Origin of the sequence: Sphingobium boeckii (genome assembly GCF_014199215.1) — a bacterium.
GTDB lineage: Bacteria > Pseudomonadota > Alphaproteobacteria > Sphingomonadales > Sphingomonadaceae > Sphingobium_A > Sphingobium_A boeckii.
This window is the reverse complement of the sequence record NZ_JACIJC010000002.1, coordinates 183,614-208,042: the sequence shown is the minus strand read 5'-3', so window position 1 is coordinate 208,042 and position 24,429 is coordinate 183,614. Positions and strand designations below refer to the sequence as shown.

The following is a 24,429-nucleotide window of genomic DNA, read 5'->3' as shown; positions in this document are numbered from 1 at the left end:
GTTCCCGTAAACCCTGTCTCAGGGGGCACGCGGTGGGCGCGGCGCCTTGAGCTGGAGGGTTCAAAATGTCGAAAATCACGATTGCGCTGGAATCAGCGGTGGCCTTGGTCATCGCCAATAAGCCTAAGGACGGAGAGAAGCAGACTGCACGGCAACGCGTCGATACCGATCGCGCCTTTGCCCATATCCTGAAATTGATCGCACCGCGCATTCGCCACTTCATCCGCCAATATGGATTGGCCGCACATTGGGACGATGCTGAACAGGTCTGCGCCATCGGAGTGCATCGGGCGATCCAGGGCTATGACCCGGAAAAAGCGCAATTCACGACATTCGTAAACTGGCAGATCCGGGGGGAATTACAGGGTCTTCGCTTTCGTCTGATGACCGACCAGAGGCCATCTGCGAAAAAGGTGGATGCCACCACGGTGTCTCTCCATGCGACGACCCGCGGACCGGAAGGCGAAGAAACTTCTCTGGAATCGCTGATCGAAGACGAAAGCGCAACGGCTCTGACCGAAGCCGCCGCCGCCGATTATCTGGCATCTTCAGCCATGAAGTCGCTGGTCGACAGCTACATTGATCATCTGCGCACCACGGCGATCGGCCAGCTCAAGCGCCGTCCCCGTCCCAGAACGCCAGCGCGTCCCTGCGAAATCGGCGGCGGCATGGCATCGCGTCCGCGCACGGCGCTCCACAATATCGATCCAGAAGAATTGCTGAAGCTCGATCTGCGGCTGAAGCGCAACCGCGAGATCGTGGAAAGCCGCCTGTTCGAACTGCCCGGCAGCGATGTGATCGAGGATGATGCCGGGATCACCAAGGAGCGGGTCCGCCAGATTGCGAAGCGCGCAGCCAAGACCATCGGCGAACTGGCCGGAAGCGATCCGAAATTCCAGCTTATGGCGAATTATCGCAAGATCGGCATGATCCGCAGAAAGACACCGAAGACCGAAACGGAAACCATGATGGACGGCGAAATGCCTCTTTGCGTCATCCTGCCCGAGCCGCAGCACAATGGGCGGCTGTTGCCCATGCTGAGCGAAGCACAGATGCTCGATATGGCCATCGCCGATCGTGGTCATCTGGCGGGGCCGCAATCCAACATGCGCCATTGAGCGACAAGCGGGCCAAGCCCGCTCGCACCGGCCAACAGGGAAGGGGCTCCGCTGCTTGATGCAGGGGAGCCCTTTTCGCGTCTCAATGCGGATTGCGCGGAAGCGATACGCCTGAGCGGGAAGGATCGTTGATCCGCGGCGATCCTCGGGCGCGATCGCCACTCGTTCACGCATAAGGATGGCCGCCCGGCGGATTGCGCCGGGCGGCCGGACTGATCGGTGGAGGATTAGAAGTCCGACCAGTCCTTGCTTTCAATGCCGTGCGCCACACCATTCGCCTTGGCCATCACCGAAACGGGAAGGGCTTTGACGGGGGAGGTATAGGGCACAGCACCGATCTTGGCGGGCGCCGCCTTGGCGACCTTGCGCACTTTCCGGACAGCGCCATTGTCCACCTTGAAGAGCGCGGCCTGATCCGCGAGCGCGGTGACTTCGTTGGTCAAATTGCGCGCCGCCGCAGACGTTTGCTCGACCATGGCCGCATTCTGCTGGGTCGATTGATCCATCGCGCTGACGGCCACGCTGATCTGCGTAATCGCGGACGACTGCGCCTGATTGTCGGCCGCCATCGTACCGAGCAAGGTGTGCACTTCGCCTACGTCGCCCGAAATGTTGGCAAGCGCGCCATCCACCCGCTGCACTGCTTCCACAGCGGTCACGATATCGGTTTGCGTGACGGTCAATTGGTCGCGTGCGCGCTTGGCTTCCTCTTCGGCGCGCATTGCCAGCGAACTGACCAGATCCGCGACGACCGCAAAACCGCGGCCCGCGTCACCGGCGCGACCGGCTTCCACCGCAGCATTCATCGCGAGCACGCGCGTTTGAAATGCGATCTTGTCGACGCCCTGGATGACCGAATCGATTCCTGTGGCACTCTCGCGCACGCGTTCCATCGCCTGCACCGCTTCATCGGCCATGGTGCGTCCGCCGCTGACCGTTGCGATGGCCTGATCGGCGCGCGCCACCGTGCGGCCAGCCGCGGATGCGGTGGCTTTCAGGCGGCCGTCGATCTGCACCAGCGCAGCCGATGTCTGTTCCAGGCTGGCGGCATTGCCTTCGGTGCGGCGGGCCAGATCGTCCGAGGCCTGAGCAATTTCGGATGAGCCGGTTCGGATGCCGGCGGCGCTTTCGGAAACCGATCCGATCATTGTGCGCAGACGCACGACAGCATCGTTGAAATTGGTTTTGAGTGCCGCATAGTGACGCGGAAATTCGACGCTGATCTCGGCGGTCAGATCACCCTCGGTCAGAAGAACAAGCCCTTCCGCCAGTGTCGTCGTGACGATCTGTTGCTCGGCAGCGGCGCGCGCGTCACTCCCCGCACGGTCCACCGCTGCCATGCGGAATTGCTCGACCGCTTTGGCCACATCACCGATTTCATCGCCGCGATCCCGGTGCGGGACGTCTGCCTTGCCACCGGCGGCGAGAATACCCGTGGCGCGGGAGAGCTCGCTCAGCGGCCTGGCGATCAGCCGTGTGAGCATGATCAGGCCACCAAGCACGCCGGCGACGCCTATGACGAGCGCGACAATCAGCGTCACGCGGGATCTGGACTCGGTCGTGGACACCGAATTGCTGACTTCCTTGGCCAGATCGCGTTGAATCTCGACGGCTTGATCGGCGCTGGCGAGCACGGCGTCGAACCGTGTTTCGGCGTCTCTGGCGACGGCCAGCGCTTCATCCTTTCTCAGCGCCCGAGACAATTCCAATACTCTGGCGTCATCACGATAATAGCTTTCCAGCCGTGCCTTGAATTCGCTGAAATTGGTCAAGGTTTCGGGGCGGGCGAGGGTCTTGCTATATTTGGCGATGACGGCGGAGAGCGCCTTGCGGTGCACATCGAGATCGGCGTCTGCCTCCCTCAATGCGTGGAGTGTGCTGGATAGAATGTGATTATATTCACCGGCACGGATATTGGCGACCGCGGTCTTCAATTCCATCGCATTGCTCAAATTGGGGATGCGCCGTTCGACCAGCGCAGTGGCTTCGGTATTGACGCTGGACAGCGCCACGATGGCAAGCACGCAAATGCCGGTGATCAGGATCATGAGACCGCCGAAGACGACCATGAACTTCCTTTGTATGTGCAAATTCTGCATGGCTTGATCCTTGAATGTCAAATGCCCCATGCCGCGTTCGCGCAGAAAGCCCGTCTCGGAACCGGCGGTCCTGTTCGAAGGCGATGCCGGAAGCCGGTGTCGCTGTTCCCCGCGATCGAAAGGGTGCCGCTGGGATGAGCATCGCGATCGCGCGCCATGCGAGCCAGCGCCTCATAATCGCTTACATCATATTATAGGATTTTTTTGGCCTACGCCTTATTGCAGCGGCATCAGCGGTGTTAGACCGCTTCAGTCAGGAAACAATCCGCTGGCGAAAGCGACGCGCAAGGCTTCGGACAAACTTCTGACGTCGAGCTTTTCCATCACCTTGGCGCGATAGATTTCCACCGTTCTCGGGCTGATATCCAGTTGATGTGCGATCACCTTGTTGGACAAGCCATCGATAAGCCCGCGCAGTACATCGCGCTCACGCGGAGACAGGCGCGCCAGCTTCACACGCGCGTCGGCCTCCTTGGAGGAAATCTCATTGTGCTTTTCAAGCCAGAGGAAAGCGCGATCGACGGCCTGAATCAGGCTGAGCGGATCGCAGGGCTTTTCCAGGAAATCGATCGCGTTCAGCTTCATGGCATGGACTGCCAGCGTGATGTCACCCTGTCCGGTCAGGATGATTGCGGCGAAGCGCGATGGCGGCCCCGCGATCTCCTTGAGCACTTCAAGCCCATTGGCGCCGGGCATGTTGAGGTCCAGCAGTATACATCCCGGCGCAAGATCGGGGGCATTTTTCAGAAATTCGTCGCCGGAACTGAAACAGCGGATGGCGAAACCGGTCTGTGTCGCCATCAAGCTGTGCAGAGACAGCCGGACGTCATCATTATCATCGACGATATAGAGCGCGCGATCCGTCATGATGCCCTGCGCTCGATGTCTCCGAATGCCGGCACCGTAAAGCGCACGACGGCACCCACGCCCGGCAGGTTTTCCGTGGACAGCCGGCCGCGATGTGCTTCGACGATCCGCCGGCAGATGGAAAGGCCAATCCCCATGCCATGCGCCTTGGACGAAACGAAATGTTCGTGGTGCCGATTGAGCACATCGAGCGGAATGCCGGGTCCATTATCATTCACGGCGATTTCCACCATATTGTCCTCTGTTCCCCGCGTGACGAAATGAATCTGGGGGTGATACGTCTTGGCGTCCGTCATCGCTTCGATGGCGTTGCGCGTCATGTTGACCAGAACCTGCTGGATCTGGACGCGATCCGCGAAGATGAAGGCATGGCGGGGATCGATTTCAGTCTTGATGTCGATGATCTTCCTTTCCGCACTGGTCAGCGCGAGATCAATCGAATCCGCAATGATTTCATCGAGGCGCTGTGCCTGGAATTCCACTTCGCCCTTGGATGCGAAAGTGCGAACGCGCTGAATGATTTCGCCGGCGCGCATCGCTTGAGAGGCGGTGAGCCGCAGCAATTCCGTGACGCGGCTCTTGTCGAACCGGTCATTGGCAAGGATGAGATCGGCCGCACCCACGAAATTGCTCATGGCGGCCAGCGGCTGATTCAATTCATGCGCCAGGCCGGCAGCCATTTCGCCCATCGCGCTCAGCCTGGAGACATGGAGCAATTCATCCCGCAACTTGGCCAGTCGCGTCTGATCAGCAATCTGGTCGGTCAGATCGCTGACAAATAAGGTGAGAATGGAGTCCGGCCCCGATTGCGCTTTCCCGACCGACAGTTTGACGGGTATTTCCTTCCCGTCGCGATGCAGCGCTATCCAGTAATTGCCCGGGCCAACCGGGGGATATTCCCCAGTCTCAAGATAACGATCTATAAAGCGATGATAGATGCGCCGAAACTTTCTGGGCATCAGCATCGCGACATCGCGTCCGATCACATCCTGCGCCGGATGTCCAAACAGCTTTTCCGCATTGGCGTTGAATGATCCAACCTTGCCCGTGATATCAATCGTGATGAGCGCTTCCGGCACCGTCTTGAGAATGGCTTTCAGCGCGGACTCGCGTATCTCCAGCATCGTGGCGCGATGTTCATGTTCCGACGTATCGAGCAACACCCCCAGCATTCGTGAAATCAGGCCGTCATCCGTGTAAAAACAATGCGTCGATCCTTCGATGACCTGCGGCATGGCGACAGGGGCTATCGTGCGCAGTTGAAATTTGACCCTTGAAATCCGGTTCTCACGCGCGACGTCGAGCGGCGGAATAAACTCCCTGTGGAAGCTTGAGAGGATCAGCTTTTCGGCGCGCTCGGTATCAAGGGATGCCGTGTCGGGTGGAAATCCCAGAAGGCGTTGGGCCTGAGTTGAATAGGAAACGAGATCGGATCCGATTGTCCATTCGAATATGCCGATTTCATGGGCCTCAACGGCCAACGCCAGTCGCGCGTCGCTCTCGCGCAAGGCTTGTTCGATCTGCTTGCGCGCGGTGATGTCGGTCATCGTCAATACGATGATGCCTTCTGCTTTCGTGGCGCCTTGAATCGGTCTTGATTGTTCCAGGATCTCGACCGGTGAACCATCCTGCTTATGCTCCGTGATTTCCCGCTCGCACTCGCCTTTCACGGCGATCGGCGTTGCGGATGGACCCGCGCTGGAGCGGAGCAATTCATGCTTGATCCGGCCGACGGCATCGGCGGCTGACCATTGATAAAGCTGCTCGCAACCCCTGGACCAATGCAGGATCCGGCCATCGGGATCGGTGATGGCGATCGTGGCGGAATCCAATGCGCCGATCAGCCTGGTCCGTGTCGCGAGCGATCTGGAAAAGCGCCCGGGCCAGGCTTTGCTCTGGCTCCAGACAATGGCGGCCATCGCGATCAGGCCTGTGATCAGACCAGCGCCGGCGGGTATGAAAAGCTGAAACTCGGCTGGCGCGGCATAGCGTGATGGAAAAGCCGATATCGACCACGCCGCGATCCCGATCGTCACGCCGGCGACGATGCGCGCCATCCTGGTGGCTTGGCGGTCTCTTATCATCAGCAGGCCCGTGACCAGCGCGAGCAGCAAGATGGTCGTTCCAGACATCGGACTGCCCAAGGTTCTCGGACCCCAGTGGCGATCGACCTGCCACGTTTCCTGAGACAGGGTCGCCGCGCCGATCAGCGATGGAAGCAGCAGCAAAAGCGCCGCCGGCAAGGGGCGCTCATGGATCAACACGAAGAGCGCCAACGCAATCATGCCATAGGCCGCCGCGACGGCCGGCTGCACCGAAAATGCCGCGCCGTCAGCCTCTTGGGTCAGCAGCACATGGGAGTGCCAGCCACTGATCAGGCAGCACAGGATGGCGACAACGAGCGAGAAAATTGGCAGGGATCGCGTTTCCCATAAAACCATTTTCACCGAATCACGCTGATGCAGAGGGAGATTCTGCATTTTTTTTCCAATATTATAGAAGCTTATTGCGTAACGAGATTCTGCATTGGAATGCGTATATCGGACTTAACAATCCAAGTAATTGTTAATTCCCTGTTCGGTATCTTTAGTTGTCTTCGAGGTAATGCTTAGTATCCTATCTATCGCGCGGGGACATTTTCGGGGGCGAGTCCCTCGATCAGCGTGCGATTGACTGAAATCAAATCCTCGATCGAGGCCTGCCCCCTCACCACCTGCCCGGTGTGGCGTTCTACCCACAGGGCGATGGAGATGATGCGCGCGCGCAGCTCGGCTGGAAGCTGATTGTCCGGCGAAGCGCATAAATTGGAAAATGTGCTCCAGACTTCGCGATTGCGGTGAAGCGCGGGCATGAGCGCGGCGTGCTGCAGCCCGGCGTCATGCGCGTCGATCATGTCTCCGGTGATCTGGCTCATCAACCGATATTCCATGGCGCGCGGTGTTTCCGCGATGGCGCGCGCGCGCTGATACGCATTCAAAGACATGCTTCCTCCGTGGGAATTTCTGGCTCCATTGTAGGAGAGCGGAAGCAAGTCCGAACCCTTTTCGGCTTTTCATGGTCTTCAGGAAAAAACGGGTGGTTTGCGCCGGGAGAGGGCGGAGCATCCTATAATCAAGAAACCCGGCCTAGGCCCCCCCGCTTTTTGGATTTTGTCCATGCTCAACGGAATTGGTGTCGTCGTCATATTGGTATGCGTCTTCGGAAGCTTCCTGATGTCGGGCGGCAACATAATGGTGATCCTCCATGCCTTGCCGCACGAGATGCTGGCGATCGCCGGCGCTGCAATCGGCGCGTTCGTCTTCGGCAATTCGGGGGGCACCGTCAAAAAGACGCTGGCCGGTTTCAAGCGGGTCTTCGATGGTCCGCACTGGACCGAGGGCGATTATCGCGATCTCCTCGCCTTGCTTTTCACGCTGCTCTCCACCTTTCGCAAAGGTGGTGCGACCGCGATCGAGCAGCATGTGGAGGCGCCGGATACGAGCGCGATCTTCTCGCAATATCCGCGCCTGCTGGCCGATCCGCCGCTGATCGATTTCATCTGCGATTATCTGCGCATGATGACGGTGAATTTCGAAGATCCGCACCAGATGGCGGAAGCCATGGAGCGCGACATCGAACGCCATCATGATGAAGAGCTGCTGCCGCAACATGCGATTCAGATCATGGCCGATGGTCTGCCCGCTCTGGGCATTGTCGCGGCCGTGCTGGGCGTGATCAAGACGATGTCGTCGATCGATCAGCCGACCGACATATTGGGTGCAATGATCGGCGGCGCTCTGGTCGGCACGTTCCTCGGCGTGCTGCTTTCTTATTGCTTTGTCGGCCCGATCGCCTCGAAATTGCACCAGATCGTGGACGCTGATTGCAAGCCCTATTCGATCGTGAAGACGGCGATCGTGGCCTATACCCAGCGGCTGCCGATCCAGGTCGCGATCGAACTCGCGCGTCGCATGACGCCGTCGACCTACGCCCCCACCTTCACCGAACTCGAGATCGCTCTCGATGAAGCCAAGGATCGCCTCAATGCCCAAACCGTATGATCAAGCCGAAGATCGGGCGCTTCGGCTGCCAAGCCATGGCACCACGGTCACCGCAGAAGATCTGCGCGTCCGTCTCGTCCTGTGCAGCGATTTCGATGGCGAGATGCTCATCGATGGCAGTCAGGTGGAAAGCGTGGGGCAGGCTGTGCTGCAGCTTCTCGTTGCCGCGCGGCAGGAAGCGATCACGCATGATCAGCCATTTGCGATCACCAATCCGAGCAGCGCGTTCGTCGAGCGCGCCAAGGCCTGTATGCTGAGCGCTGCACTTGGCCTGGATATTCAAGGGGAGTCCGTCCAGTGAGCAAGTTAATCCTGACCGTCGATGACTCCGCCAGCATGAGGATGCTGCTGAAGGCCTCTCTCACCGCCCAAGGATTTCGCATCGAAAGCGCGAATGACGGTGCGCACGGGCTCGAGCGGATGCACGAGGTGATGCCGGATCTGCTGATCACGGACATCAACATGCCCAAGATGGACGGGTTCGAACTGATCGAAGCCGTGCGGGTCGTGCCCGAATTCCGGGGCACGCCCATCCTGGTTCTGTCCACCGAATTTTCTGAGGACAAGAAGACCCGCGCCCGCGAGGCGGGTGCGACCGGCTGGATCACCAAGCCGTTCGATGCCGATAAATTGGGAGCGGCGATCCGCCGCGTGTGCCCATGAGCGGCGATAGCGAACTGGACGAAATTCAGGGCATCTTCTTCGAGGAATGCGCCGAAGGTCTGACCGTCGCCGAAGAGGGTCTGTCGGCCATGGCCGCCGGTGATGTGTCTGCGGACGTGATCGCCGGTGTGTTTCGCGCTGTGCATTCGATCAAGGGCGGCTCCGGTGCCTTTGGCCATGCGGCGCTGCTCGCCTTTTCGCACCGTTTCGAAAATGTGCTCGATGAAGTGCGCGGGGGCAAGATACCGCCCGATGAGGCGGTCACCCAGACCATGTTGAATGCGTTCGATGTGCTCTCGGATCACGTCAAGGCGGCGCAGTTCAAGACGGATCCGCCGAACGATGCGGCCATGCTCGCGCAACTGGATGCACTGCTGGAGCATAAGGCAGGAGCCGTGGCCGAAGCGCCGGTTGTCGTGGTGGCCGAGGCACCAGTCGCCGACGATTTCGGCTTTGTGCCGGTGGTCGCGCCGATCGAGGATTTCGATCCGTTCGGATTTGAACCGGTAAGCGTATCGCTTGATATCGAGATGGACGTTGCCGCACCTTGGCAGGTGCGCTTCGGCCCGTCGCGCGGCGCGCTGGCCAATGGCGGCGAACCCTTGCTGGTGATCCGCGAGCTTGAGGCCATGGGCGGCACCGTGACTGCGGTGGACGTGTCCGCTTTGCCCAAATTACGCGATCTCGATCCCGAAGACAGCTATTTCATCTGGACCCTCGATTTGCCCGGCGAGATGGACGAGCAGGCAATCAGAGACTGTTTCGATTTTGTCGCGCCGGACTCGCTGATCGAAGTGGCGCGATCCGCGGCGGCGCCGCCGCCCGCCCTGGTCGATCTGGCACCAGTCACGGTGGAACCCGTCGCCGCGCCGGCCAAGCCCGTGGCAGCCGAAACGCCATCGGCCCGGTCCGCTCCGACGCCCGAGGTTCGTCCGGCCGAAGCGGCGGCCCAGACGATCCGGGTCGAATTGTCGAAGCTGGATCAGTTGCTCAATCTCGTCGGCGAACTGGTGATCCGCAACTCGATCCTGGCGGACCGTTTGTCGCTTCCCGATCAGGAACGTGTCGAACTGCCGGATCTTTTGCGGCTGACGCGGCAGATCCAGGACAATGTGATGTCTCTGCGCGCGCAACCGATCCGCCAGGCCTTTTCGCGGGTTCCGCGGATGCTGCGCGATCTGGCGAGCGAGACGGGCAAGAAGGTCGTTCTGGAAACGATCGGTGAGACCACCGAAGTGGACAAGGGCGTGCTGGAGAAGATCGGCGATCCGCTGACCCACATGATCCGCAATGCGGTGGATCACGGCATCGAAAGTCCGGAAGAACGCATCGCGGCCGGAAAATCGCCCGAAGGCACGATCCGCCTGTCTGCCGAGCAGAAGGGTGCCAGGATCATCGTCAGCGTGAGCGATGATGGCAAGGGGATCGATCGCGTGCGGGTGCGCGCCAAAGCGGTGGAAAAGGGCATCATCAGCGCCGACGCCGTGCTTTCGGACGAAGAGATCGATGCTTTGATCTGCGCACCGGGCTTTTCCACCGCGGAGAGCATCTCGAACATCTCGGGCCGCGGCGTCGGCATGGATGTGGTGCGCAGCAACGTGGAAGCCCTGGGCGGACGCGTGGAAATCCATTCTGTGCCGGGTGAGGGGACCACCTTCATCATGGGCCTGCCGCTCACGCTGGCCATTCTGGACGGCATGATCGTTCGGCTGGAAGAGCAGCGCTTCGTGCTGCCGCTGGCCAATGTGATCGAAACGATCCGGCCGGAGCCCGGGCAGGTGAAGGCGACATCGCCCACCACCGAGGTGATCGAATTGCGCGGCAGCTATCTCCCCGTGAAGCGCGGCAGCGAACTGTTTGGCATCGGAGCCAATGACCGGCGCAATCCCGAGGATTCGGTGATCATCATCGTCGAAAGCGAAACTGCCGGTCATGTCGGCCTGATGGTCGATACGATCGATAACCGCCGTGAAGTCGTCATCAAGAGCCTTGAGGACAATCTCCATCCGATCCGCGGGCTCGGCGGCGCCACGATCCTGGGCGACGGATCGATCGCGCTCATCCTGGATATCGACGCGCTGGTCGCGCCGCCCCCCATGCAGGTCAAATTCACACAAAAGGGTATTGCAGCATGACCATCGCCGAAGAAACCGAAACGGAAACCGACGAGCGCAAGATCGTCACCTTCACCCTCGGCCACCAGATGTTCGGCATTGATATGCGTGCGCTGATCGAAATCCGCGAATGGGAAGAGCCGACCCCGCTGCCCAGCGTGCCGCTCTATATCAAGGGTGTCACCAATTTGCGTGGATCGGTGGTGCCCGTCGTCGGCCTGGCCGAACGGCTGGGCTGGGAACCGAGCCAGATCCATTCGCGCTCCTGCATCCTGGTGGTGAGCATCGCGGGCAAGCAGGCCGGGTTCCTGGTCGATGAAGTCGCCGATATCGTGGTCATCAACGGCGGCGATATCCAGCCGGCACCCGATGTGGACGTCAATGACGAAAGCGTGATCGCGGGTCTCGTGAAGATCGAACGTCGCACCAAGGATGCCGAAGATGCGGAAACCATGGTGCTTCTGCTGGATCTCGATGCGCTGAGCCTGACTCGGCACCTGACCGATATCGCCGCGTGAAACACGATTTGATCACGACAGCAGACAGGCGGGGTGATTCCTCTGCACTCGGCGCGTCGGCGGAGCTTGGCCTGGCCGAGTTTCGCGAGATCGCCGTGATCATGCAGCGTGAAGCACGCATCCATCTGGTGGAAAGCAAGCTGACGCTGGTGCATTCGCGTCTGTCCAGACGATTGCGCGAGCATGGCGTTTCGAATTTCCGCGATTATGTCGCGCTGGTGAACCGCGATGAGGCGGAGCGCCGGGCGATGGTGACGGCGTTGACGACCAACCACACCCATTTTTTCCGCGAGGCGCATCATTTCGATCATCTGCGCAGCGCCGTGCTGCCCGATCTGCAGGCGCGCGCCCGCGCGGGCAGGCCGGTGCGGATCTGGTCGGCGGGCTGCTCCAGCGGCGAGGAGGTCTACACCATTGCCATGACGATCGCGGGCGAGAGCCATGCGAGCGCGGCATGGCTGCGCAACGGCGACGTGCGTCTGCTCGCCACGGATATCGCGCCGCATGTGGTCGCCTCCGTGGCGGAAGGCGTTTATGCGGAATCGACGGTCGAGCCGATTCCGCCGGCATATCGCGCGCATTGGGTGAAGCCTCATGAAAAGGGCTTCATCATTGCGGACGAGCTGCGCGCGCTGGTCACGCCACGGGTGCTCAATCTGTTCGATCACTGGCCGATGAAGCTGCAATATGACGTGATCTTCTGCCGCAACGTGATGATCTATTTCGACGATGCGGCGAAGGCGGAACTCGAAACCAAATTGATCGACATGCTCGCGCCGGGTGGTCATCTGTATATCGGCCATTCGGAGCGGCTGAGCGCGCGCGGCATCGCAAAGATGTTTTCCGCAGGGCAGACGATCTACGGCAAGATCGAAGGGAGCGCAGGCCAATGACCGCGCCGACCCGCGTGCTGATCGTCGATGATAGCGCGTCCATGCGCGCTGTGCTCAACCGGATCCTGTCGTCCGATCCGCTGATCGAAGTGGTGGGCATGGCCCCCGAACCCCATGCCGCGCGCGAGATGATCAAGTCGCTCAATCCCGATGTGGTGACCCTGGACGTCGAAATGCCGGGCATGGATGGTCTCTCCTTTCTGGAAAAGATCATGCGGCTGCGGCCGATGCCGGTCATCATGTGTTCCACATTGACGGCCAAGGGGGCTGAAATAACAATCGAGGCGCTGCGCCTGGGCGCGGTGGACTGCATCGCCAAGCCGTCCGGCGATCCGAGCCAGATCGAACGGGATGGCGCGCTGTTTCGCAAGATGGTGAGGGACGCCGCGCGCTTCGAGGTGCGCAGGGCACCCGAAATTCGCCAGCCGGTCGCTCCGGCGCTGCCGGGCAAGCAACGCGATGTGCTGATCGCCATCGGCGCATCGACCGGCGGTGTGGAAGCGCTTTTCTCGTTGATCGGCGCGCTGCCGCTCGATTGCCCGCCGGTGCTGGTGGTGCAGCATATGCCGGCCAGCTTCACGAGCGGATTTGCCGAGCGGCTGGACCGTGAGTGTCAGGTTTCAGTGGTCGAAGCGATCGCCGGCACGCAGATCAGGCGTGGAACCGTCTATATAGCACCCGGGGGCGCAAACCATATGGAGCTGACCGGCGGGACGACGGGCCATATCCGGCTGCGTCCCTCCGAATTGGTGGGCGGGCACAGGCCTTCGGTCGATGTGCTGTTCCGGTCGGTCTCCGCGCTGGGCGCTTCGGCCGTCGGGGCGATCCTGACGGGCATGGGGAGCGACGGTGCAGAGGGTTTGCTCGCGATGCGGCAGGCGGGCGCACGGACGTTCGGTCAAAACCAGGCGAGCTGCGTGGTTTATGGAATGCCGCGGGCGGCCTTCGAGCGCGGTGCGGTCGAAAAGGAAGTCAGTTTGTCTGCCATGCCCGAGGCGATCCTCGGCGCGTGCAGAACGCAGTAAGGGTCAGGAAATCGTCATGCCGGCAGCAGCAACAATCAAGGTTATGGTGGTCGACGATCAGACGAGTATGCGTGCGATGATCCGCCGCTCGCTTCAGGATATCGGCTTCAAGGATGTACGGGACAAGGGCAGCGCGATCGAAGCACTGAACGCGATCAAGTCCGACCGTGTCCACCTCATCATCTCCGATTTCAACATGCCCGATATGGACGGCCTTCAATTTCTGGAGGCCGTGCGCGCGGATCCGGTGATTGGTAAAACCGTGTTCATCATGCTCACCGGATCTTCGGATCGCGAGATCGTGCAGAAAGCGGCCGCGCTGGGCGTCAACAACTATGTGGTCAAACCCTTCGCGCCCGCCGCGCTGAAGGAAAAGATCGAACGCGTCTTCGGCGAGCTGGAATAGCCATGCGGCGCGTCCCCATCATTCAGGGCGAATTGAGCGTGATCGCCGAACCCGGCGTCATGATTTCGACGTTGCTGGGCTCCTGCGTAGCGGTGTGCCTCCAGGATCCCGTTGCGCGTGTGGGCGGCATGAATCATTTCCTGTTGGTGCAGCCCGAGAGCAACAGGCCGCTCAGCGCTTCGGACGAGCAGCGCTATGGCGTGCACGCCATGGAATTGCTTATCAACGGCATGATGCAGCACGGCGCGATGCGCAACCGGTTGCGCGGGCATCTGTATGGCGGGGCGAATATCATTGCCGGGCTCGCCGCAATCGGCACGAGCAATGCGAAGTTTGCGCGCGCCTTCATGGAAACCGAAGGCATCGAGATCGGCCGTTGCGAACTGGGTGGGACCTTGGCCCGGCGCGTGGATTTCATTCCCTATGAAGGCCGGGTGCGATCGATGGTGGTGCGCGACGTGCCGCCGCCCGTCATCGCGCGTGCCGCGCTGGCCGAGGCGGACGGCGATGTCGAACTTTTCTGAAATCCTGTGACTATGATGGGCCGAGCCATGACCAAACGCATTGACGAGACCAGCGCCTCCCTTTGTGCGGCGGTGGCCGACGAGATCCGTCATGCGCGCGACCTCATCGAGGGTCTGGCAACGCAACTCGTCTCCGACGAACGGTTCGTGACCGATTATCTGGACGCCTTGCAGGCCTTCGACCTGATCATCCAGCATATGGACGAGAGTGCCGATCTGCTCGGCCGGGTGGCCGATGGCCATGACATAGCGGGTGCGCTCGCCCGGATCAGGCTGAATGTGATGCAGCATCGGCTGAACAACGCGCTGGCGGGAGAATAAGCATGGTGCAGTTCAGCCAGGACGACCAGCCGATCATCGTGATCCGCAAGGTGAACCGCAAGAAACCGGCGGCGCATCATGGCGGTGCGTGGAAGGTGGCCTATGCCGATTTCGTCACCGCGATGATGGCGTTTTTCATGCTGCTCTGGCTGCTTGCCACGCCGGACAAGGGACGGCTGAAGGGGCTGGCCGAATATTTTTCTCCCGCCACCTCCGAAGGCGCACCGGCAGTGCCGACATTGACCAACATGCCGGGTGACGAAGCGGGCTTTGGCGGCCATCGCCGCCGCGCCCAGGCGGACGCCGTCGAGGCCAAGGGCGAAACCACAGCGGAAGCCGGCACCAAGGGTGCCGCGCGGGGCGGCACGGCAGATATCCCCGAGGCCGCGATGCGGATGCTGGCAGACGAGATGATGGTGGCGCTCGAAGCTTCGCCGGCGACGCCGGTCGATCAGCGCCAGGTGCGTGTCGATCAGCAACGCAATGGCGTGCGGATCAATCTGATGGATACGGCCAATCGCACGATGTTTCGCGGTCCCACGGCCGAGCTGAACGGCTATGCCCGCGAATTGCTCGGCAAGGTCGCGCGCCGTCTGATCAAATCGGGCGCGCAGATTGCGATCGAGGGGCATACCGACTCCAGCGGGGGGCAGAGCGACGCCAATTGGCGGCTGTCGAGCGAACGCGCTCTGGCTGCGCGTTCGGCGATGGTGGCCGCCGGGCTGACCGTGGATCATTTCTCCGAAGTGGTGGCCAAGGCGGGCACCGCGCCCATCTATCCCGATCGCCCGGATCGGCCGGAAAACCGGCGGATCACCATCGTGATCCTGGGTGATCCGTCTGTGCTGCCGCGCGACGTGAGCTTCAAATTCTGATGTCTGCGGGAGTATCGCCATGAAGAAGATCGTCATCTGGGGTGCCAGCCTGATGCTCGGGATGAGCGCCGGGGGCGCCACCGCCTATAGCGCGGGCTGGTTGACGGACGGGGCGCTTCTTCCGGCAGCGGATCCGGTGTTTGTGCCGACCGGGCCGGTGCTCGCGCCGCTGGTTTTCTCCGATGGCCGTCTGGCGGGCTATGCCTCATTCGAGGTGCAGCTCGAAGTGATCAACGGCGAGGATGCGATGGTGAAGGAGCGGGTGCCGCTGCTGTTGAACGCCATCAATATGCGGACGCACCGGACACCGATGGCGAGCGGGCCGGATGGTCTGGTGCCCAATCTCGAAGCCTTCCGCACGCTGGTCATGCAGGCGGCGCAAGAGGTTTACGGCCCCGGCGTAATCGGCCGCGCGGCGATCACTCAGGCGACACCGGTTTAGAGATTGCAACGGGCATTGCTTCGGAGTTCACGCATGAGCTAGCTGGCTTATGACCGAAATTTCAGATCGCGAGCGGCACTCTTTCATCAAAGACGGCGCACAGCATTTGCGCGCTGGCGTTACAGCGCATCTGGCACAACTCCATTCGATATTCTCCGATCTCCCTGAGGGTCATGCTGGTGTCCGGCTCAATGGGCTAGAAAAACTGAAGCCCTTGCTTTCCAATAATGGGCCGATAGGTTCGATCGCCGCCCACATTCTTGGGCAGACATGCCGTCCCGTCCGCGCTATTATGTTCGACAATACGACTGAAGCCAATTGGTCTCTGGCTTGGCATCAGGACCGCACGATCTGCGTAAGACTTAGAATTGAGATAGCCGAATTCGGCCCTTGGACGACCAAGGCTGGAATGCAGCATGTGGAACCGCCATTTGACTTAATAGCCCGGATGCTCACGTTGCGGGTCCATCTTGACGATGTGTCTGCCAATAACGCGTCGCTTTTGATCGCGCTGGGCTCGCACAGGAGGGGGCGTGTCCCGATCGACATGATTGACGCAGTCGTGCATCAGTCCGGGATCAGGAAGTGTTTCGCCGAGGCTGGTGATGTCTGGCTCTATTCCACGCCAATCTTACATGCTTCGGACCGCGCGAAGAACCCATCGCGAAGACGCGTTCTTCAGGTGGATTTTTCGGCAGACAGTCTGCCAGGGTGTCTGGAATGGCTTGGTGTTTAACCCGGTCCGCCGAAACTCTTCACCAGCGATCCGGCGATCAGCGCCCAGCCGTCCACTAGCACGAAGAAGATGATCTTCATCGGCAATGATATGGTTGCGGGTGGCAGCATCATCATGCCCATCGCCATCAGCACCGCGGCCACCGCAAGATCGATTACGAGAAAGGGCAGCAACAGCAGAAATCCGATTTCGAAGGCGCGGCGCAGTTCTGAGATCATGAAGGCGGGCATCAATGTGGTGAGCGGCAGATCCGCGCGGGTGCCGGGCTTTTTGCCGGACATCTCGACGAACAGGCGCACATCCTCTTCGCGCACATGCTTGAGCATGAAAGCATGGAAAGGCTTGGCTGTCCGTTCGAAGGCGACGGTCTCGGTGATCTTGCCCTGATTGTAGGGCGTGATGCCATCTTTCCACGCGGTCTCGAACGTCGGTGCCATCACGAAGAAGGACAGGAACATCGCCAGGCTGATGATCACGGGATTGGGCGGCACGCCCGGCGCGCCGATGCCGGTGCGCAGCAGGGACAATGCCACCACGATGCGCGTGAAGGATGTGACGGTCATCAATATGCCCGGCGCGAGGCTGAGCACGGTCATCATGATCAGGAGCTGGATGGCCCGGCCGGAGATCGACCCTTCGCCCAGATCGGCGGAGATGCTCTGCGCCAGCGCCGCATGAGGCGATGTCAGAAGCAAAGCAAAGGCGGTAGCCGCCAGCAATTTACGCATCGGGCTTCCCCTTGGGCGGATTGCGGGCGGGGAGCGCTTCAAGCAACAGCACGCCTTCCGGGGCCATCAGCACGAGATGTTCGCGATTGTCGCGGCGGATCAGCGCGATCGAACGGCGGCCATCGAGCGGCAGACGCTCTATCAGCGAGAGCCGTTTGGCGGGCGCGGCATTCATGAACTTGCCCATCAATCCGCCCGCCAGCGTGATATCATAGCGGCGGACCGCCCAGAGCGCGCCGGCGAGCAGACCCAGCACGATGCCCAAAGCGCCCAATGTGCGCAGGATGGAGAGAATATCCACCTCAGCCGGCCCGCCGCATCACTTCGGTGATTTCGAGCGACATCATTTCACCGTCGACCAGGATCCGCCCCTTGGCGATGAGCTCGTTATTCACATAGACGAGCGTCGGATCATTATGATCGCAATCGAACGGAATCATCGCGCCGCGGCTCATCTTGAGCACCTGGCGAATGGGTATGTTCGTCGATCCAAGCACGATCGACAGATCGATCGGTATTCCCTCGAGCACAGACATGCTGGTCTCCTTTCAAGGTCGTTATAGGAATAATTTGCAGGATTGATCCGCAGCTAGGCAAAAAATGCCTATAAGAGAAATGTCTGCATGGAGCGGACGGGAGACCATCATGGAGCTGCAATCCTCGATCGACGTTTCGGCGTCCGGTCTGCGCGCGCAATCGCTGCGGATGCGCGTCATCGCCGAAAATCTGGCCAATACCGATTCCGTGGCGCGCACGCCGGGCGGCGATCCGTATCGCCGCCGCGTGGCGACGTTCAAGACCGAGGTCGATCGCGCCACGGGTGCCAATTCGGTCGCGGTGAAATCGATCGAGGGCGACAAATCGGCGTTTCAGAGCGTCTATCAACCCGGCAATCCGGCAGCCGATGCGCAGGGCTATGTGCAGCGGCCCAACGTCAACAGCCTGATCGAAGCGGCCGACATGAAGGCCGCGCAGCGCTCCTATGAAGCCAATATCAACGCCATCGAAGCGGCGCGCGGCCTGACCATGCGCACCATCGACCTGCTCAAATAAGGATCAAGATCATGTCCATCGGAACACTCGACGCCACCACCGCTTATAGCCGTGCACTCAAGACCATGGTGACGCCGCCCGCAGAAAGCGCCGTCGCCGAACCTTCAGCCAATCCTGCCAGCTTTGGCGGCATGATCCAGACCATGGTCACAGATGCCGCCGCATCCTTGCGCACCGCCGAAAGCGAGAGCGCCAAGCAGGTGGCGGGCAAGGGCGACATGATCGATATGGTCACTGCGATCGGCGCCGCCGAAACCGCGCTGGAGACCGTGGTCGCCGTGCGGGATCGGGTGGTGAACGCCTATTCCGAAATCATGCGTATGCAGATCTGAACGATCATGGATTCGCTACAGGCGATTGATCTGGCGCGGGCGGGGCTGGTGCTCGTGCTGACCGTGGCCGGGCCGATGCTGATTACCTCGCTGATCGTGGGCGTGTCCATCGGCCTGCTTCAGGCTTTGACGCAGGTGCAGGAAATGACGCTGACCTTCGTGCCGAAGATCCTGATCATGGGGCTGGTGCTGCTGCTGTCCCTGCCGATGATCGGCCAAGCGCTGTCCACCTTCATGACGCGCATCTCCGATATGATCATCACGGGCGGAGCATGACCGATCTGCCATTCGACGTAACGGGCTTCCTGATCCTGTTCGCCAGGATCGGCGCGGTGCTGATGCTGCTCCCCGCTTTTTCCGAAGAGGCGATCCCGGCGCAGATCCGGCTTTTGCTGGGCATGGGCTTCACGGCCGGGCTGTTCGGTCTGCTGCACGGTCGCCTGACGCCTGCGCAACTGACCGACACCGCATTGCCGGGGATCATCATCTCAGAACTTCTGGTGGGGCTGGCCATTGGTTCGATCATCAGCATCGTCTTCAAGGCCGCGGCGATTGCCGGCGGGATCGTGAGTATGCAGATCGGCCTGTCTTCAGCGCTCGTCTCCGATCCGGCGCTCGGCGGGCAATCGCCGATGATCGCGCATTTCGTGGCGGTGGCGGCCACGGTCGTGTGTCTCGCGATGGGCGTGCACCATCTGTGGATCGGTTCGATGATCCAGTCCTATACGGTGTTTCCGGTCGGCGGATTGCCGCCTGCGGAGGATTTCGCGCGGCTCGCGATCAGCGCGGTCGGTCATGCCATGGGGCTTGGCCTCGGTATGGCGGCACCGCTCATCGTCTATGGCATCGTGTTCAATGTGGCGCTGGGTCTGGCGGCGCGCATGGCCCCTGCGATCCAAGTGTTCTTCATCACCCAGCCGCTCAATATCATGATGGGCTTCGCCTTGTTCGCCGTGACCATCGGCGCGAGCCTGACCGCCTTCGCCAATGCGATGGCGGCTTTCCTCCAGAGCGGCTGGCAGGCCTGACGCCGTGGCCGAGACCGACCAGAGCCAAAAAACCGAGGAGCCGACCCAGAAGCGGCTCGACGATGCGCGCGCGCGCGGCGAAGTCGCGAATGCGCCCGAAGTCCGCCACGCCACGATGTTTGCGGGCATGATCGTGGTCGCGGGCGGGCTTGGCACATGGACCATCGACAGCCTCAGCACCATGTTTGTCCGGCTTTGGGGGAATGCGGATGATTATGCGCTGCAGCCGCTGGGCGCGCAGAGCCTGGCAACCGGCATCATGAAGCAGACCGCGCTCTCGCTCGCGCCGATCGCAGGACTGCTCTTTGGCTGCGCGCTGCTGACGTTATTCCTTCAGGGGCGCCCGACGCTCTCGTGGAGCCGGGTTGCTCCGAAATGGTCCAAACTCTCGCCCATGAGCGGATTCAAGCGGCTATTGGGCCAGCGGGCCTTGGTGGAATTTGGCAAGACGCTGGCGAAATTCACGATCATCGTGACGGTCGCGGTCGTGGTTTTGTGGCCCAGGGCGATCGCGCTCGATCAGCTTGTCGGCATGAACACATGGATGATCGGCAAGGTGGCGGGCGCTTTGATATTCGATCTGGTCAAGGCCGTGGGTATTCTCGTTCTGGCGCTCGGCATGGCTGATTTCGTCTATCAGCGCCGGGCCTTTCTCCGGCGGATGCGCATGTCTCTGCAGGAATTGAAGGACGAGATGAAGAACAATGACGGCGATCCAAAGATCAAGGCGCGCGTCCGGTCGATCCGGGTGCAGCGCGCGCGTCGCCGAATGATGTTTGCCGTGCCCGGTGCCAGCGTGATCATCACCAACCCGACCCATTATGCCGTCGCGTTGAAGTATGAGCATGGGAATATGGCCGCGCCGGTGGTGGTGGCAAAGGGCATGGATACGATTGCGCTCAAGATCCGCGAGATCGCGGACGCGAACGGCGTTCCGATCGTGGAAAGTCCGCCCCTTGCCCGGGCGCTTTACGCGGCGGTCGAAATCGATCGGCCCATTCCCGTGGAGCATTATGCCGCGGTGGCGGAAATCATCGGCTTCGTGATGCGGATCGCGCGCCGTGCCGCCTGAATCGCCCAAAATTCTGGACCGGCCAGCGCCGGCCTCATCCTCCATCCTATAAGGTAAGAGATGAAACGCTTTCTGAATTTGCGGGCGAAAGCCCTGGCCATCGCTGCCGTCTGCTTGGCGCTGCTCGGCACCGCATCGGTGCAGGCCGCGCCGTCTTCGCGGATCAAGGACATTGTCGACGTCGAAAATGTCCGGTCCAACCAGCTCGTCGGCTATGGCCTCGTCGTCGGTCTGCCGGGGACGGGGGACCGGACGCGCAATATCCCGTTCACCGAAGAAACGATGCAGGCGATGCTGGAGCGGATGGGCGTCAATATCCGCGGCACGCAGATGCGCACGCAGAATGTGGCGGCCGTTTCGGTCACGGCCACGCTGCCGCCCTTCGCGCGCGCCGGATCGAAGATCGACGTGCAGGTCTCTGCGCTCGGCGACGCGACCAGCCTGCAGGGCGGGGTTCTGGTCGTGACATCGCTGCGCGCGCTGGATGGAGAGATCTATGCCGTGGCGCAAGGATCGCTCGCGGTGTCCGGCTTCAAGGCGCAGGGGCAGGCGGCGAGCGTGACACGCGGCGTTTCCACGTCGGGGCGGATCGCCAGCGGCGGCATCGTCGAACGCGAAGTGCCTTATGCGCTTAAATCCGCGCTCGCGCTGAAGCTTGCGCTGAAAAATCCAGATTTCACGACGGCTTACCGCATTGCCGATGTGATCAACGGTCAGGTTCCCGGTTCGGCCGAAGTGCTGGATCCGGCGACGGTGCAGTTGAAGCCGGCGGGCGGCTTTTCAGGGTCAGTGATCGATCTTGTCGCGCAGGTGGAAAATCTGTCCGTGTTCGTGGATCAGCCCGCGCGCGTGGTGATCAATGAATCGTCGGGCACGGTGGTGATGGGCAGCGACGTGCGGATCAGCCCCGTCGCGATCGCCCAGGGTGGCCTGACGATCAGCGTCACCGAAACACCCGTGGCCTCGCAACCCGCGCCATTTTCGGAAGGGGAGACGGTGGTTCTCCCGCGCACGCAGATCGATGTGGACGATGGCTCCGGCCGCTCGCTCGCGATGGTGGGTGGCGGTGCATCGCTTCAATCCCTGGTCTCGGGCCTGAATACGCTGGGCGTGAGCCCGCGCGATCTGATCACGATCCTTCAGGCGCTGCGCAGCGCAGGTGCGCTGCAGGCCGAAATCGAGGTGCAGTGATGGAAGCGTCGCCCGTTCAGCCGGCCCAGCCTTTGCCGGAGCGTCATGCGCCGCGCGTGCCGCAGCCGGCGCATGACGCCCGATCGACAGCTCGCGAATTCGAATCCGTGTTCATTGGCGAGATGACCAAGATCATGATGGAAACGGTGGAGACCGATAACGGCTTCTCCGGCGGGCATGGCGAAGAGATGTTTCGCGGCGTGCTGGCCGAGGAACTGGGCAAGGAAATCGCGCGGCGGGGCGGCATCGGCCTGGCTCCCGCCGTCATGGATCAGATCATCCGGATGCAGGGAGCCCATGCCGATGGCCAGTAACCTCGTCGATATCATATCATCGCTGACACTTATCATGAGCGAAGAGACCGAGCGGCTGAGTGCGCGCGAGCGCGGAAAGGATCTGGCCGAATTGGCCGCCGTGAAGATCCGGTTGACCGGCCTGCTCGAAGGCGAACTGGCGCGTCTGAACCGGACGCAGCCGGGCTGGGCCGACACCATGGATGAGGATACGAAAGAGGGATTATCCGGTGGACTGATCGCGCTCGGCGCGGCATCGGCGTCGAACGCCGCCGTGCTCGAACGCCAGATCGATCTCTCCGTGGAACTGATGGCGGCATTCGAGGCCGAGGCACGCCGCATTTCGAAAAGTCGCGCTGAAACCTACAGCGCCAGCGGCATTCTGGCACCGATCGATCCCGCCACGCCCATCTCGATCAATTCGGAATATTGAACGCGCCGTTATTCGTAAATGGCGGCGATCACCGTGCCGACGGCGGATGGCGGCAGCCCGTCCATGGCGATTTCGAGGTCGGGGTTTTGGCTATAGCCGGTCATGCAGCCGTTGCGATCACAGGTGACCATCAACAGGCGTAGGCCTTCATCCTCGGTGATCGCCACGATCCCGCCGCTCGCGGGCAAACGGCCCGGATCGACAACGACCACGGTGCGCGCGGGCAGACCCGGCCCCAGCGTGGCTCGGCAGACGCGAAGGCCATAGGCATCCGGCCCTGCCTTGCGCGGCGCTTCCACCATCTCGCCCGTTGGGATACGCGCGATCAGGCCATCCACCAGCGGCGCCCCGAACACGGGCACCAACCGGACGGTGACCATCTCATCAGCGAGAATGGCTGGTTCGGGCGCTGGAGATGACGCGCTTTCAGACGGTGCAGCAAAAGGCTTGATGCGCGCCGGTTGTGGGGTTTTGCTCGGGATCCGATCGGGCTTGCCCTCGCGCAAATCCCGCCGGAGCGCGGCAATCCTCGCCAGACTCTTTTCGATCCGATGATCCGGGTTCGCGATCAGTCCCAGATAGGAATCGAGCGCGCCATTCTCGTGAAGCCTGATGATATGCGTGCGCAGCGCCGCGGCATCGGCCACACCGAACAGTCGATACAGCGCCTCCAGCGTTTGCCTGTTCCAGCGCAACAGCGGCTTTTGCGCATTCTCCAGGCGGGAGAGGATGACGGGTGCAATGCCGAAGTCCCGTTCCAGCACGGCAATGCTCAGTGCGCCATCCCTGTCCCGCAGGGCGCGCAGGGCGGCGGCGAGCATGACGGCGAAACGGTCTTCCTCGGGATCGACGGCCTCCCAATCCTGCAACCCGGCCGCCCAGTCCGCGATGTCGAAACCGGCGTCACCGATGTCGATCAGCAGATCATCGGGGCCGGTGCCGAGCGCGCTGGCGATAGCGATGATCTCGCTCGCCTTGGCGACGACTTCTCCACGCTCGATTTTCGAAAGGCGAACATAGGGAATATGCGGCAGCTTGGCCGCCAATTGCAGCAGCTTCGGCATGGTCGCATTGCGGCGCTGCTCTCTGACTCTGTTGGGAAAGACGATGGCGCGGAAGGGATCGACCACGATCGGCCTGTTGCTGCGGCGCTCGATCTTCTTGGCAGGCCTGGATGGAGCAGCCGATCTCGACGTCGCCTTCACGACTAAAGGAGGCTCACGCCGCATGATTTGGCTCCCAAAAATCCCACGAGTCAGCGGTGCCCGAGTCGCGGCGCAAATTCAATAGCGGGGCGCTGAGGTTAATAATTCGTTGATCCATAAGGCTTATTCATTCCGTCTCCGAAAGGAGTCCTGGCTCACGTGGGACCGTTCCACTGAGTCCGTCCCCACGCTGCAAAACGGAGCGGCTAACAAAGGACAGATACGATTCGACCAATTTCTCGAATCTATCCGCTTTGCCAGCGGACGGGTCTTTGCATGGGTGCGACAGGCTGCTGGGTGCGGCGCGAGATCGCGTGTGACGCCGATCACTGTGGCCGGTCGCGCGCAGTGTAAAACACACCCTGCGACCAAGGTTTGCTTCGCGCGAAGGCGCTGCTAAACAATCCGAAAGGGGTCGCGTCCTTGAAGGGGTTTCAAATTATGAACCGTTTG

At 61.3% G+C, this 24,429-nt stretch carries 30 protein-coding genes; 22 read left to right on the top strand and 8 right to left on the bottom strand.

Annotated elements, in window-relative coordinates:
• Window positions 1-65 precede the first annotated feature (65 nt).
• Window positions 66-1,118 carry a sigma-70 family RNA polymerase sigma factor gene (locus tag FHS49_RS06180; protein ID WP_184016443.1) on the top strand — a complete coding sequence of 351 codons (1,053 nt, stop codon included), beginning with the start codon at window positions 66-68 and terminating at the stop codon, window positions 1,116-1,118.
• Window positions 1,119-1,345: 227 nt separating this feature from the next.
• Here FHS49_RS06180 and FHS49_RS06175 read toward each other — a convergent pair whose 3' ends face one another.
• From FHS49_RS06175 to flaF, 4 genes are all read right to left on the bottom strand, one after another.
• Window positions 1,346-3,217 (bottom strand): methyl-accepting chemotaxis protein, encoded by a 1,872-nt coding sequence (locus tag FHS49_RS06175; RefSeq protein ID WP_184016441.1) that lies wholly within the window; start codon window positions 3,215-3,217, stop codon window positions 1,346-1,348.
• 249 nt (window positions 3,218-3,466) lie between these two features.
• Window positions 3,467-4,084, bottom strand: a complete 618-nt coding sequence (locus tag FHS49_RS06170) for a response regulator transcription factor (protein ID WP_184016439.1) — start codon at window positions 4,082-4,084, stop codon at window positions 3,467-3,469.
• Entirely contained in the window at window positions 4,081-6,564 is a 2,484-nt protein-coding gene (locus FHS49_RS06165) for a PAS domain-containing sensor histidine kinase (RefSeq protein WP_184016437.1), read from the bottom strand. Before FHS49_RS06165 ends, FHS49_RS06170 begins: the two co-directional genes overlap by 4 nt.
• A gap of 140 nt (window positions 6,565-6,704) precedes the next feature.
• Window positions 6,705-7,067, bottom strand: coding sequence for a flagellar biosynthesis regulator FlaF (flaF, locus tag FHS49_RS06160; protein WP_184016435.1), 363 nt, complete (start codon window positions 7,065-7,067; stop codon window positions 6,705-6,707).
• Between the two features lie 172 nt (window positions 7,068-7,239).
• Between flaF and motA the strand changes: the two genes are divergently transcribed.
• The 13 genes from motA to FHS49_RS06095 are packed head-to-tail and all read left to right on the top strand — an operon-like array spanning window position 7,240 to window position 16,641.
• Window positions 7,240-8,124 (top strand): flagellar motor stator protein MotA, encoded by an 885-nt coding sequence (gene motA, locus FHS49_RS06155; protein WP_184016433.1) that lies wholly within the window; start codon window positions 7,240-7,242, stop codon window positions 8,122-8,124.
• Window positions 8,108-8,425, top strand: coding sequence for an STAS domain-containing protein (locus FHS49_RS06150; protein ID WP_184016431.1), 318 nt, complete (start codon window positions 8,108-8,110; stop codon window positions 8,423-8,425). Before motA ends, FHS49_RS06150 begins: the two co-directional genes overlap by 17 nt.
• Window positions 8,422-8,787 (top strand): response regulator, encoded by a 366-nt coding sequence (locus FHS49_RS06145; RefSeq protein WP_184016429.1) that lies wholly within the window; start codon window positions 8,422-8,424, stop codon window positions 8,785-8,787. The genes FHS49_RS06150 and FHS49_RS06145 overlap by 4 nt, the downstream gene beginning before the upstream one ends.
• The gene (locus FHS49_RS06140; protein WP_184016427.1) at window positions 8,784-10,922 is read left to right on the top strand and encodes a chemotaxis protein CheA; all 2,139 of its coding nucleotides are present in this window, start codon (window positions 8,784-8,786) and stop codon (window positions 10,920-10,922) included. The genes FHS49_RS06145 and FHS49_RS06140 overlap by 4 nt, the downstream gene beginning before the upstream one ends.
• Window positions 10,919-11,419 (top strand): chemotaxis protein CheW, encoded by a 501-nt coding sequence (locus FHS49_RS06135; RefSeq protein WP_184016426.1) that lies wholly within the window; start codon window positions 10,919-10,921, stop codon window positions 11,417-11,419. The genes FHS49_RS06140 and FHS49_RS06135 overlap by 4 nt, the downstream gene beginning before the upstream one ends.
• Complete coding sequence (locus FHS49_RS06130; RefSeq protein WP_184016424.1) at window positions 11,416-12,312, top strand: CheR family methyltransferase; 897 nt, start codon at window positions 11,416-11,418, stop codon at window positions 12,310-12,312. The genes FHS49_RS06135 and FHS49_RS06130 overlap by 4 nt, the downstream gene beginning before the upstream one ends.
• A complete protein-coding gene (locus FHS49_RS06125; RefSeq protein WP_184016421.1) occupies window positions 12,309-13,337 on the top strand; it encodes a protein-glutamate methylesterase/protein-glutamine glutaminase in 1,029 nt (342 codons plus the stop codon). The genes FHS49_RS06130 and FHS49_RS06125 overlap by 4 nt, the downstream gene beginning before the upstream one ends.
• Window positions 13,338-13,353: 16 nt before the next feature.
• Window positions 13,354-13,743 (top strand): response regulator, encoded by a 390-nt coding sequence (locus tag FHS49_RS06120; RefSeq protein ID WP_184016419.1) that lies wholly within the window; start codon window positions 13,354-13,356, stop codon window positions 13,741-13,743.
• Window positions 13,744-13,745: 2 nt separating this feature from the next.
• Window positions 13,746-14,267: a chemotaxis protein CheD gene (locus FHS49_RS06115; protein ID WP_184016417.1), complete on the top strand. Its 522-nt coding sequence runs from the start codon at window positions 13,746-13,748 to the stop codon at window positions 14,265-14,267.
• Between the two features lie 27 nt (window positions 14,268-14,294).
• Window positions 14,295-14,588, top strand: coding sequence for a hypothetical protein (locus tag FHS49_RS06110; RefSeq protein ID WP_184016415.1), 294 nt, complete (start codon window positions 14,295-14,297; stop codon window positions 14,586-14,588).
• Between the two features lie 2 nt (window positions 14,589-14,590).
• Window positions 14,591-15,463 (top strand): flagellar motor protein MotB, encoded by an 873-nt coding sequence (locus FHS49_RS06105; RefSeq protein WP_184016413.1) that lies wholly within the window; start codon window positions 14,591-14,593, stop codon window positions 15,461-15,463.
• A gap of 19 nt (window positions 15,464-15,482) precedes the next feature.
• A complete protein-coding gene (locus tag FHS49_RS06100; protein ID WP_184016411.1) occupies window positions 15,483-15,905 on the top strand; it encodes a hypothetical protein in 423 nt (140 codons plus the stop codon).
• A 49-nt stretch (window positions 15,906-15,954) separates the two neighbouring features.
• The gene (locus FHS49_RS06095) at window positions 15,955-16,641 is read left to right on the top strand and encodes a phytanoyl-CoA dioxygenase family protein (protein ID WP_184016409.1); all 687 of its coding nucleotides are present in this window, start codon (window positions 15,955-15,957) and stop codon (window positions 16,639-16,641) included.
• Here the strand turns inward: FHS49_RS06095 and fliP are convergent.
• From fliP to FHS49_RS06080, 3 genes are read right to left on the bottom strand one after another with little or no spacing between them, the layout of a single operon-like run.
• Complete coding sequence (fliP, locus tag FHS49_RS06090) at window positions 16,638-17,369, bottom strand: flagellar type III secretion system pore protein FliP (RefSeq protein ID WP_184016407.1); 732 nt, start codon at window positions 17,367-17,369, stop codon at window positions 16,638-16,640. The genes FHS49_RS06095 and fliP overlap by 4 nt on opposite strands.
• Window positions 17,362-17,670: a flagellar biosynthetic protein FliO gene (locus FHS49_RS06085; protein WP_184016405.1), complete on the bottom strand. Its 309-nt coding sequence runs from the start codon at window positions 17,668-17,670 to the stop codon at window positions 17,362-17,364. The genes fliP and FHS49_RS06085 overlap by 8 nt, the downstream gene beginning before the upstream one ends.
• 1 nt (window position 17,671) lies before the next feature.
• Window positions 17,672-17,905 carry a FliM/FliN family flagellar motor switch protein gene (locus tag FHS49_RS06080; protein WP_184016403.1) on the bottom strand — a complete coding sequence of 78 codons (234 nt, stop codon included), beginning with the start codon at window positions 17,903-17,905 and terminating at the stop codon, window positions 17,672-17,674.
• Between the two features lie 109 nt (window positions 17,906-18,014).
• Between FHS49_RS06080 and flgC the strand changes: the two genes are divergently transcribed.
• From flgC to FHS49_RS06040, 8 genes are read left to right on the top strand one after another with little or no spacing between them, the layout of a single operon-like run.
• A complete protein-coding gene (gene flgC, locus FHS49_RS06075) occupies window positions 18,015-18,422 on the top strand; it encodes a flagellar basal body rod protein FlgC (protein ID WP_184016401.1) in 408 nt (135 codons plus the stop codon).
• A gap of 11 nt (window positions 18,423-18,433) precedes the next feature.
• Entirely contained in the window at window positions 18,434-18,754 is a 321-nt protein-coding gene (gene fliE, locus FHS49_RS06070; protein WP_184016399.1) for a flagellar hook-basal body complex protein FliE, read from the top strand.
• Window positions 18,755-18,760: 6 nt separating this feature from the next.
• Entirely contained in the window at window positions 18,761-19,030 is a 270-nt protein-coding gene (locus FHS49_RS06065; protein WP_184016397.1) for a flagellar biosynthetic protein FliQ, read from the top strand.
• Window positions 19,027-19,782 carry a flagellar biosynthetic protein FliR gene (gene fliR, locus FHS49_RS06060; protein ID WP_184016395.1) on the top strand — a complete coding sequence of 252 codons (756 nt, stop codon included), beginning with the start codon at window positions 19,027-19,029 and terminating at the stop codon, window positions 19,780-19,782. Before FHS49_RS06065 ends, fliR begins: the two co-directional genes overlap by 4 nt.
• Window positions 19,783-19,786: 4 nt before the next feature.
• The gene (gene flhB / locus FHS49_RS06055) at window positions 19,787-20,854 is read left to right on the top strand and encodes a flagellar biosynthesis protein FlhB (RefSeq protein WP_184016393.1); all 1,068 of its coding nucleotides are present in this window, start codon (window positions 19,787-19,789) and stop codon (window positions 20,852-20,854) included.
• A gap of 60 nt (window positions 20,855-20,914) precedes the next feature.
• Window positions 20,915-22,045 carry a flagellar basal body P-ring protein FlgI gene (locus FHS49_RS06050; protein ID WP_184016391.1) on the top strand — a complete coding sequence of 377 codons (1,131 nt, stop codon included), beginning with the start codon at window positions 20,915-20,917 and terminating at the stop codon, window positions 22,043-22,045.
• On the top strand, window positions 22,045-22,359 hold the full coding sequence (locus tag FHS49_RS06045) for a rod-binding protein (protein WP_184016389.1): 315 nt from the start codon (window positions 22,045-22,047) through the stop codon (window positions 22,357-22,359). The genes FHS49_RS06050 and FHS49_RS06045 overlap by 1 nt, the downstream gene beginning before the upstream one ends.
• Window positions 22,349-22,771, top strand: coding sequence for a flagellar biosynthesis protein FlgN (locus FHS49_RS06040; protein WP_184016387.1), 423 nt, complete (start codon window positions 22,349-22,351; stop codon window positions 22,769-22,771). The genes FHS49_RS06045 and FHS49_RS06040 overlap by 11 nt, the downstream gene beginning before the upstream one ends.
• Before the next feature lie 8 nt (window positions 22,772-22,779).
• Here the strand turns inward: FHS49_RS06040 and FHS49_RS06035 are convergent, their stop codons facing one another.
• Window positions 22,780-24,000: a helix-turn-helix transcriptional regulator gene (locus tag FHS49_RS06035; RefSeq protein ID WP_221240406.1), complete on the bottom strand. Its 1,221-nt coding sequence runs from the start codon at window positions 23,998-24,000 to the stop codon at window positions 22,780-22,782.
• Window positions 24,001-24,429 lie beyond the last annotated feature (429 nt).

Excerpts from the sequence above, each read along its gene's own strand:
- FHS49_RS06180 (WP_184016443.1), top strand. The coding sequence starts at position 66 with ATGTCGAAAATCACGATTGCGCTGGAATCAGCGGTGGCCTTGGTCATC.
- FHS49_RS06175 (WP_184016441.1), bottom strand. The coding sequence starts at position 3,217 with ATGCAGAATTTGCACATACAAAGGAAGTTCATGGTCGTCTTCGGCGGT.
- FHS49_RS06170 (WP_184016439.1), bottom strand. The coding sequence starts at position 4,084 with ATGACGGATCGCGCGCTCTATATCGTCGATGATAATGATGACGTCCGG.
- FHS49_RS06165 (WP_184016437.1), bottom strand. The coding sequence starts at position 6,564 with ATGCAGAATCTCCCTCTGCATCAGCGTGATTCGGTGAAAATGGTTTTA.
- flaF (WP_184016435.1), bottom strand. The coding sequence starts at position 7,067 with ATGTCTTTGAATGCGTATCAGCGCGCGCGCGCCATCGCGGAAACACCG.
- motA (WP_184016433.1), top strand. The coding sequence starts at position 7,240 with ATGCTCAACGGAATTGGTGTCGTCGTCATATTGGTATGCGTCTTCGGA.
- FHS49_RS06150 (WP_184016431.1), top strand. The coding sequence starts at position 8,108 with ATGCCCAAACCGTATGATCAAGCCGAAGATCGGGCGCTTCGGCTGCCA.
- FHS49_RS06140 (WP_184016427.1), top strand. The coding sequence starts at position 8,784 with ATGAGCGGCGATAGCGAACTGGACGAAATTCAGGGCATCTTCTTCGAG.
- FHS49_RS06135 (WP_184016426.1), top strand. The coding sequence starts at position 10,919 with ATGACCATCGCCGAAGAAACCGAAACGGAAACCGACGAGCGCAAGATC.
- FHS49_RS06125 (WP_184016421.1), top strand. The coding sequence starts at position 12,309 with ATGACCGCGCCGACCCGCGTGCTGATCGTCGATGATAGCGCGTCCATG.
- FHS49_RS06120 (WP_184016419.1), top strand. The coding sequence starts at position 13,354 with ATGCCGGCAGCAGCAACAATCAAGGTTATGGTGGTCGACGATCAGACG.
- FHS49_RS06115 (WP_184016417.1), top strand. The coding sequence starts at position 13,746 with ATGCGGCGCGTCCCCATCATTCAGGGCGAATTGAGCGTGATCGCCGAA.
- FHS49_RS06110 (WP_184016415.1), top strand. The coding sequence starts at position 14,295 with ATGACCAAACGCATTGACGAGACCAGCGCCTCCCTTTGTGCGGCGGTG.
- FHS49_RS06105 (WP_184016413.1), top strand. The coding sequence starts at position 14,591 with ATGGTGCAGTTCAGCCAGGACGACCAGCCGATCATCGTGATCCGCAAG.
- FHS49_RS06100 (WP_184016411.1), top strand. The coding sequence starts at position 15,483 with ATGAAGAAGATCGTCATCTGGGGTGCCAGCCTGATGCTCGGGATGAGC.
- FHS49_RS06095 (WP_184016409.1), top strand. The coding sequence starts at position 15,955 with ATGACCGAAATTTCAGATCGCGAGCGGCACTCTTTCATCAAAGACGGC.
- fliP (WP_184016407.1), bottom strand. The coding sequence starts at position 17,369 with ATGCGTAAATTGCTGGCGGCTACCGCCTTTGCTTTGCTTCTGACATCG.
- FHS49_RS06080 (WP_184016403.1), bottom strand. The coding sequence starts at position 17,905 with ATGTCTGTGCTCGAGGGAATACCGATCGATCTGTCGATCGTGCTTGGA.
- flgC (WP_184016401.1), top strand. The coding sequence starts at position 18,015 with ATGGAGCTGCAATCCTCGATCGACGTTTCGGCGTCCGGTCTGCGCGCG.
- fliE (WP_184016399.1), top strand. The coding sequence starts at position 18,434 with ATGTCCATCGGAACACTCGACGCCACCACCGCTTATAGCCGTGCACTC.
- FHS49_RS06065 (WP_184016397.1), top strand. The coding sequence starts at position 18,761 with ATGGATTCGCTACAGGCGATTGATCTGGCGCGGGCGGGGCTGGTGCTC.
- fliR (WP_184016395.1), top strand. The coding sequence starts at position 19,027 with ATGACCGATCTGCCATTCGACGTAACGGGCTTCCTGATCCTGTTCGCC.
- FHS49_RS06050 (WP_184016391.1), top strand. The coding sequence starts at position 20,915 with ATGAAACGCTTTCTGAATTTGCGGGCGAAAGCCCTGGCCATCGCTGCC.
- FHS49_RS06045 (WP_184016389.1), top strand. The coding sequence starts at position 22,045 with ATGGAAGCGTCGCCCGTTCAGCCGGCCCAGCCTTTGCCGGAGCGTCAT.
- FHS49_RS06040 (WP_184016387.1), top strand. The coding sequence starts at position 22,349 with ATGGCCAGTAACCTCGTCGATATCATATCATCGCTGACACTTATCATG.
- FHS49_RS06035 (WP_221240406.1), bottom strand. The coding sequence starts at position 24,000 with ATGCGGCGTGAGCCTCCTTTAGTCGTGAAGGCGACGTCGAGATCGGCT.